The organism is Mycobacterium sp., from assembly GCF_025933915.1.
Taxonomy (GTDB): Bacteria; Actinomycetota; Actinomycetes; order Mycobacteriales; family Mycobacteriaceae; genus Mycobacterium.
Genome location: NZ_JAICZA010000202.1, coordinates 1 through 6,678, shown reverse-complemented (window position 1 = coordinate 6,678; position 6,678 = coordinate 1). Strand labels below are relative to the sequence as shown.

At 68.1% G+C, this 6,678-nt stretch carries 10 protein-coding genes, 1 pseudogene and 1 riboswitch; of the genes and pseudogenes, 5 read left to right on the top strand and 6 right to left on the bottom strand.

The window, feature by feature from the left end; genetic code table 11:
- Together Q0W90_RS21980 and Q0W90_RS21975 are read right to left on the bottom strand one after the other, a co-directional pair.
- On the bottom strand, nt 1-810 hold an 810-nt coding region (locus tag Q0W90_RS21980; RefSeq protein WP_297776588.1), incomplete at its 3' end, for an acyl-CoA dehydrogenase family protein.
- Nucleotides 811-903: 93 nt separating this feature from the next.
- Complete coding sequence (locus Q0W90_RS21975) at nt 904-1,311, bottom strand: cold-shock protein (RefSeq protein ID WP_297776585.1); 408 nt, start codon at nt 1,309-1,311, stop codon at nt 904-906.
- Between the two features lie 166 nt (nt 1,312-1,477).
- Here Q0W90_RS21975 and Q0W90_RS21970 point away from each other — a divergent pair, with 166 nt between their 5' ends.
- From Q0W90_RS21970 to Q0W90_RS21955, 4 genes are all read left to right on the top strand, one after another.
- A complete protein-coding gene (locus tag Q0W90_RS21970; protein WP_297701055.1) occupies nt 1,478-1,885 on the top strand; it encodes a YccF domain-containing protein in 408 nt (135 codons plus the stop codon).
- Nucleotides 1,882-2,976, top strand: coding sequence for a GTP 3',8-cyclase MoaA (gene moaA, locus Q0W90_RS21965; protein WP_297776583.1), 1,095 nt, complete (start codon nt 1,882-1,884; stop codon nt 2,974-2,976). The genes Q0W90_RS21970 and moaA overlap by 4 nt, the downstream gene beginning before the upstream one ends.
- A gap of 4 nt (nt 2,977-2,980) precedes the next feature.
- Nucleotides 2,981-3,259, top strand: coding sequence for a MoaD/ThiS family protein (locus Q0W90_RS21960; RefSeq protein ID WP_297597692.1), 279 nt, complete (start codon nt 2,981-2,983; stop codon nt 3,257-3,259).
- A gap of 207 nt (nt 3,260-3,466) precedes the next feature.
- A riboswitch (cyclic di-AMP (ydaO/yuaA leader) is annotated at nt 3,467-3,677 on the top strand.
- A gap of 13 nt (nt 3,678-3,690) precedes the next feature.
- Nucleotides 3,691-4,476 carry a transglycosylase family protein gene (locus tag Q0W90_RS21955; protein WP_297776580.1) on the top strand — a complete coding sequence of 262 codons (786 nt, stop codon included), beginning with the start codon at nt 3,691-3,693 and terminating at the stop codon, nt 4,474-4,476.
- A gap of 99 nt (nt 4,477-4,575) precedes the next feature.
- On the opposite strand, the gene Q0W90_RS21950 is transcribed toward Q0W90_RS21955, so the two are convergent.
- The 4 genes from Q0W90_RS21950 to Q0W90_RS21935 are packed head-to-tail and all read right to left on the bottom strand — an operon-like array spanning nt 4,576 to nt 6,212.
- Complete coding sequence (locus Q0W90_RS21950) at nt 4,576-5,001, bottom strand: molybdenum cofactor biosynthesis protein MoaE (RefSeq protein ID WP_297597657.1); 426 nt, start codon at nt 4,999-5,001, stop codon at nt 4,576-4,578.
- Complete coding sequence (locus Q0W90_RS21945; protein ID WP_297776577.1) at nt 4,998-5,480, bottom strand: MogA/MoaB family molybdenum cofactor biosynthesis protein; 483 nt, start codon at nt 5,478-5,480, stop codon at nt 4,998-5,000. Before Q0W90_RS21945 ends, Q0W90_RS21950 begins: the two co-directional genes overlap by 4 nt.
- Nucleotides 5,477-6,007: a cyclic pyranopterin monophosphate synthase MoaC gene (gene moaC / locus Q0W90_RS21940; RefSeq protein WP_297597660.1), complete on the bottom strand. Its 531-nt coding sequence runs from the start codon at nt 6,005-6,007 to the stop codon at nt 5,477-5,479. Before moaC ends, Q0W90_RS21945 begins: the two co-directional genes overlap by 4 nt.
- Nucleotides 6,008-6,014: 7 nt before the next feature.
- Nucleotides 6,015-6,212 carry a hypothetical protein gene (locus tag Q0W90_RS21935; protein ID WP_297776575.1) on the bottom strand — a complete coding sequence of 66 codons (198 nt, stop codon included), beginning with the start codon at nt 6,210-6,212 and terminating at the stop codon, nt 6,015-6,017.
- A 120-nt stretch (nt 6,213-6,332) separates the two neighbouring features.
- On the opposite strand from Q0W90_RS21935, the pseudogene Q0W90_RS21930 reads away from it, so the two are divergent.
- Nucleotides 6,333-6,678 (top strand): annotated as a pseudogene (locus Q0W90_RS21930) (DNA-binding protein); the annotation flags it as partial.

Sequence of the window (6,678 nt, the reverse complement as noted above, 5' to 3'; positions counted from 1 at the left end):
TTCGCGCGGGACCCGAACGCGATGCAGTCTGGTCACGCCGTTTTCGATGCCGCGCAGGCCCATGAATTGGTTGCGTCGCTCCACGGTGATTCCGGGTGAGTCGGCCTCGACGACGAAGGCACTGATGCCGCCGCGGTGCCCTTCGCTCTTGGGCACCCGAGCCATGATCACCAGCAGTTCGGCCACCACCCCGTTGGTGGTCCACAACTTCACGCCGTCAAGTTCGTAGGCCCGCCCGTCGTCGATGGGGTTCGCCGTCGACGCCAGTCGGGCGGGATCGGAGCCCACGTCGGGTTCGGTGAGTAAGAACGCCGATATGGCCCCGGCAGCGCACCGCGGCAAGAACTTCTGTTTCTGCTCCGGAGTTCCGGCGAGTTTGAGCGGCTCGGGCACCCCGATGGATTGGTGGGCCGACAGCAGCGCACCAAGACTGGGATGAACGCTCGTCACCATCATCAGAGCCCGGTTGTAGGCGACTTGCGACATGCCCAGGCCACCGTATTCGGAGGGGATCTTCATGCCGAAGCAGCCCAAATCGGCCAAACCCTTCACGTATTCGTCGGGAATTTGTGCATCGCGTTCGATGACGCTGCCGTCAACGGTGTCCAGAAATCCGCGCACGCTGTCGAGAAACGCGCGCGTACGGGCCGCGTCGGCTTCAGTGGGTGTGGGGAACGGGTGTATCAGCTCCAGCGGAAAGCGGCCGAGAAATAGTTCTTTCGCGAAGGACGGTTTTTCCCAACCGGTTTCGCGAGACTCCTCGGCGAGCGCTCTCGCCTGTTCCTCGGTGACCTGGGCTTGCTGTGCCATCGCAGCCTCCTTGCTAGACGACCGTGAGGGGTGAGTACCCCATCTGCGGCTCGTCACCGAGCCGTCGCCTGCAAATTGGCTGTGTTCCCCGCGTTAGCCGTCGAGCTCCCGCGCCACAGCCTTGACGACCTCGGATACCCGACGCGCGGTCTTGCGGTCCGGGTAGCGCCCCTTGCGCAACTCGGGCTGCACGGTGCTTTCCAGCAGCGTGATCATGTCCTCGACCATGCCGTGCAGCTCGTCGGGGTTGTGCTTGTGTTCGGCAGGCACCTCGCGCCGCGCCTTGGTCAGGCTGGGCGGCGGCTCAATCAGCTTGAGGCTCAACGCTTGCGGCCCGCGCCGCCCGGAGGCGATACCGAATTCCACCCGCTGGCCCGCCTTGAGCCCGTCGATCCCGGCGGGCAGCGCCGACGAGCGGACGTAGACGTCTTCGCCGTCCTCTTGCGACAGGAAGCCGAAGCCCTTGTCAGCGTCGTACCACTTAACCTTGCCGGTCGGCACTGGTCTCACCTGCTTGTCTAACGGATCAATAGCAAAAGGCAACACAATAAGCGTCCCGCCTGCGCAGGACGCCGTATTAAGAGTCTGATCCTACTCGGATGCGTGCCTGACGAGCACCCCCGCTATTTGTCACTCGGTAAGCTTGGTATCAACCCGCGGAGGAGACATGCGCCTGATCCTTAATATCATCTGGCTTCTGTTCGGCGGCCTCTGGATGGCCGCCGGATACCTCGTTGCGGCCCTCGTCAGCTTTCTGCTGATCATCACCATCCCGTTCGGCTTCGCGTCGCTGCGCATCGCCTCCTACGCGCTGTGGCCGTTCGGCCGCACGATCGTCGACAAGCCGACCGCAGGGTCCGGCGCCCTGATCGGAAACATCATCTGGGTGGTGCTGTTCGGAGTGTGGCTGGCCGTCGGCCATCTGGTCAGCGCGGTGACGATGGCGCTGACGATCGTCGGCATCCCACTGGCGCTGGCCAATCTCAAACTGATTCCGGTGTCTCTGATGCCGCTGGGCAAGGAGATCGTTCCCGCCGACTGGCCGATTCACCACGCGCCGCCGGTGGCCGCATGACTCTGACAGCCTTAAATTTCCCGACGGTGCGGAGCCGCCCTGATCGCCCCGCCGGCGACCGCGTCGTTCCCGGAAAGGCGCCGTCCGCCGGCCCGCTGGTGGATACCTACGGGCGGATCGCCACCGATCTACGGATCTCGCTGACCGACCGCTGCAACCTGCGGTGCACCTACTGCATGCCGGCCGAGGGCCTGGACTGGCTGCCGGGCGAGCAACTGCTGACTGCCGACGAGTTGACCAGGCTGATGCACATCGCGGTCACCCGGTTGGGGGTCACCAGCGTGCGGTTCACCGGCGGTGAGCCGTTGCTGGCGCGCCACCTCGAGGAGGTGGTCGCCGCGGCGGCCGCCCTGGCGCCCCGCCCCGAAATTTCCCTGACGACCAACGGTGTCGGGCTGGCGCGGCGCGCCGCCGGGCTCGCCCAGGCGGGCCTAGACCGGGTCAACATCTCGCTGGACAGCGTGGACCGGGAGCATTTCGCGGCCATCACGCGCCGCGACCGGCTCGACGACGTGCTGGCCGGCCTGGCCGCCGCCCACGAGGCCGGCTTGGCGCCGGTGAAGGTGAACGCCGTGCTCGATCCCGCGACCGGACGCGAGGACGTGGTGCAGCTGTTGCGGTTCTGCCTCGAGCGCAGCTATCAGTTGCGCGTCATCGAGCAGATGCCGCTGGACGCCGGGCACCAATGGCGCCGCGATGAGACGCTGACCGCCGACGACGTGCTGGCGGCGCTCCGCCCGCACTTCGGGCTGCGGCCCGACCCGGCGCCGCGCGGTTCCGCTCCCGCCGAGCTCTGGCTGGTCGATGAGAGCGCCGACACGCCGGGCGGCAAGGTCGGTGTCATCGCATCGGTCTCGCACGCGTTTTGCTCGACGTGTGACCGCACCCGATTGACGGCCGACGGCCAGATCCGCAGCTGCCTGTTCGCGAAAGAGGAAACGGACCTTCGGGGGCTACTGCGCAACGGCGCGCCCGACGAGGCGATCGAGGCGGCGTGGCGTACCGCGATGTGGGGCAAGCCCGCCGGTCACGGCATCAACGACCCGAACTTCGTCCAGCCCGACCGGCCGATGAGTGCGATCGGTGGCTAGCAACATGGGTCCGACCCCCGCCCAAACAACGGGAATCCAGGTGACCGTGCGCTACTTCGCGGCCGCCCACGCGGCGGCGGGTGTCGAGGCGGAGACGCTGGTGGTGCGCCCCGGCACCACGGTGTCCGAGCTGGTCGAGCGGCTCGCCGTTCGAGGATCCAGCCTTGCCAGCGTGCTGAGCCGATGCTCCTACCTGTGCGACGGCGTCGTCGTCCGTGACGAGACCACGGCGTTGCGACCCGGTGACACCATCGACGTTCTGCCACCATTTTCCGGCGGCTGAAACTGTGAAATATCTCACGTAACGGAACGATAACGACGCGGTCACGCTGCGATCTCGAGCGTTATGACCTGCGCAAACACCGTGTCTTGCTGCGGTTTTCGCAGCTGGCCGAGAGCGAAACGCCAGCATGCGCAAGACGTGACGAGACCAACGGAAACCGTTACCGTCTCCGAAGGCTCGCCAGCCATCCCGATTGGCGGACCTCCCCTCCCTATCGCGCCGAGCTCCATCCAATAGGCGGGGGCAACCAACTCATGGATGGAGACGGGGGACCCACCGGTCCACCGTGATCGGACTGGGGCCGCTCGCGGCTCCTAGGGGTGAAGCCGGCGTCGTCGCTTCGAAGACCACGTCGGCCGGGTGGCCTCTCCAACCCGAACCCGACAGCTGACCTCGCAGGCGCGTGACGAGAGAGGAATACACCGGCGCGTATGAGCGGACGTCACCGTAAGCCCACCGCATCCACCGTCAGCGTCGCCAAGATCGCCTTTACCGGCGCAGTGCTTGGTGGCGGCAGCATCGCCCTGGCCGGCCAGGCGGTCGCGGCCACCGACGGCGAATGGGATCAGGTAGCCCGTTGCGAGTCCGGCGGCAACTGGGGCATCAACACCGGCAACGGCTACCACGGCGGTGTGCAATTCAGCGCCAGCACCTGGGCCTCACACGGCGGCGGCGAATACGCCCCGGCGGCCGAACTTGCCTCCAAGGAACAGCAGATCGCCGTCGCCGAGCGGGTGTTGGCGACCCAGGGTCGCGGCGCTTGGCCCGTCTGCGGTAGCCCGCTGTCGGGTCCCAGCCCGCGCGAGACGCCCGTCCCGGCCGGCCTGGACGCACCGCTGGACGCGCCCGGCGTCAACGGCGCACCGGCGCCCCTGGCCCCGCCCGCGCAGGACGCTCCGCCGCCCGCCCCGGTACAACTGGCCTCCTTTGACCGTCCGGCACCGCCGGACGCTCCGCCAGCCGACCTGTCGGCGCCTCCGGCCGATCTGCCACCCGCACCCCCCGCGGACGCCGCACCCCCGGCCGATCTCCCGCCCGCGCCCCCCGCGGACGCGCCAGGCGCGGACTCGGACTTCCACGGATTCGTACCGATCGGCATGCCCGAGCTTGCTTCCGACGCCGACTACACCCAGCAACTCTGGGAAGCGATCCGGGCACAGGACGTTCAGGGAAACGACGCGCTGGACGCCCTGGCGCAGCCGTCGTTCAGCGCCTGAATCGCTGACGCCAGCAGATTCCCCGCACGCCCCGAAAACCCTCCTGCTCGGGGCGTGTCGGGCACGGCGCACCAACCCGGGGCTGAGGCTGCGACGGCGTCAGGCCGAGCCCACCCACTCCTCGGTGCCGTCGCCGAAGAACTGGTGCTTCCACACCGGTAGCCGCGCCTTGATGGTGTCCACCAGGTGTGCGCAGGTGGTGAATGCCGCGTGCCGATGGTCGGCGGCGACGGCCGCCACCAACGCCGCCTCACCGATGTGCAGCACACCGATGCGGTGGCTGGCGGCGACGGCGCGTACGCCGTCGGATTGCGCCGCCACCTCGGCCACCACATCGGCCATGACCTGGGTCGCCGAGGGGTGCGCGGAGTATTCGAGCCGCACCACCCGGCGCCCGACGTCGTGGTCGCGGATCATGCCGACGAATCCGACGACGGCCCCGGCCGACTGATGGCCCACCAGTTCTTCATGCTCGGCCAGCAGAATCGGGTGCTCGGTCACAGCTGCGCGCACGACGAGCGTCATCGCTGGTGGTCTTTACCCGCGAGTTGATCGAGCGCGTGGTCGAGCACATCGGCGAGCACCCCGAGCCCGTCGCGCACCCCACCGGGTGAACCCGGCAGGTTGACGATCAGCGTCCGCCCGGCCACACCGCACACACTGCGCGACAACACCGACGTCGGCACCTTCGGCAGGCCCGACCGGCGGATCGCCTCTGCCAGGCCGGGAATCAGGTAGTCGATCACGGCCACGGTCTGGTCCGGCGTGCTGTCACTGGGTGAGATGCCGGTGCCACCGGAGGTCAGGATGACGTCGACGTCGTCATCGATCGCCTTGCGCAACGCGTCACCGACGGGCGGGCCGTCGGCGACCACCTCCGGCTGCCCGGGCGAAAAGCCCCGCTGCGTCAGCCATTCGGCGATGATTGGCCCGCATCGGTCCTCGTATTGTCCGACTGACGCCCGGGTCGAGGCGATGATGACACGGGCCGATCGGGTGCTCATGACCGCGTCCACATTCCGGTTTTGCCGCCTTCCTTGCGCAGGACTCGAATGTCGTCGATCCGCGCGGCCGGGTCGACCGCTTTGATCATGTCGTAGAGCGTCAGGGCCGCGACCCCGACGGCGGTCAGCGCTTCCATCTCCACCCCGGTGCGGTCGGTGCTTCGCACCGTCGCGGTGATCTCGATGTCCGACCCCGCTACGGCGAAGTCGATGTCGACCCCGGTGAGCGCGAGCTGATGGCAGAGCGGGATGAGGTCACTGGTGCGCTTTGCCGCCTGAATACCCGCCACCCGCGCGGTGGCCAGCGCGTCGCCCTTGGGCAGGCCGCCGGTGGAGATCAGGGCCACCACGTGCGCCGACGTGCGCAGGGCACCCGCGGCGACAGCAGTCCGCTTGGTGGCCACCTTCTCGCTGACGTCGACCATGTGCGCCGCCCCCTGGTCGTCCACGTGCGACAGCGCGCCCGGGCCGGATTCTCCCGACGCCCAGGTCGCCGAGGCTTTCGAGGCCTCAGAGGCCCTAGCCATGGGTGACCTACCGATTGACGACGGTGACCGGGTGCAGGTAGGGCAGCTCGGTGGAGGGCAGCGGGAACGCCAGTTCGCCGAAGGGCGACAGCGCGCCCGTCCGGTCGGTCACGAGTTCACTGACCGCGTGGTCGTCGGGGTCCGTCGTCGGCCAGCCGTTGTCCACGTACTTGGTTTTGCGCGCTTTGCCCTCAGTGTCAGCCACGAGATCCATTCTGACAGGTGACCCGAGAGCGCGTGGCGCAAGACCGTAGGTTCGCGTCGCTGCGCTGCCGCCGCTTCGCGATCTGCTCGCCACCCACGGCCTGCTTTACGCTGGTCAGCGATGACCGACAACACCCCGGATATCCCGCTGGGGTCGTGGCTGGCCGAGTTATCCGATGAGCGCCTGATCCGACTGCTGGAATCACGGCCGGACCTCGCCCAGCCCCCGCCCGGCAGCATCGCCGCACTGGCAGCACGAGCCCAGGCCCGCCAGTCGATCAAGGCTGCCACCGACGACCTCGACTTCCTGCGGCTGGCGGTGCTCGACGCACTACTGGTGCTGCAGGCCGACGCGGAACCGGTGCCGACGGCGAAGCTGCTGTCGCTGATCGGTGACCGCGCCCCCGAATCCGACGTCCTCGACGCGGTCGACGATCTCCGGCAGCGCGTCTTGGTGTGGGGCGAGA

Bases quoted from the DNA above. Each gene is read 5' to 3' on its own strand.
- Q0W90_RS21970 (WP_297701055.1), top strand. From the start codon at position 1,478: ATGCGCCTGATCCTTAATATCATCTGGCTTCTGTTCGGCGGCCTCTGG.
- moaA (WP_297776583.1), top strand. From the start codon at position 1,882: ATGACTCTGACAGCCTTAAATTTCCCGACGGTGCGGAGCCGCCCTGAT.
- Q0W90_RS21960 (WP_297597692.1), top strand. From the start codon at position 2,981: ATGGGTCCGACCCCCGCCCAAACAACGGGAATCCAGGTGACCGTGCGC.
- Q0W90_RS21955 (WP_297776580.1), top strand. From the start codon at position 3,691: ATGAGCGGACGTCACCGTAAGCCCACCGCATCCACCGTCAGCGTCGCC.
- Q0W90_RS21950 (WP_297597657.1), bottom strand. From the start codon at position 5,001: ATGACGCTCGTCGTGCGCGCAGCTGTGACCGAGCACCCGATTCTGCTG.
- Q0W90_RS21945 (WP_297776577.1), bottom strand. From the start codon at position 5,480: ATGAGCACCCGATCGGCCCGTGTCATCATCGCCTCGACCCGGGCGTCA.
- moaC (WP_297597660.1), bottom strand. From the start codon at position 6,007: ATGGCTAGGGCCTCTGAGGCCTCGAAAGCCTCGGCGACCTGGGCGTCG.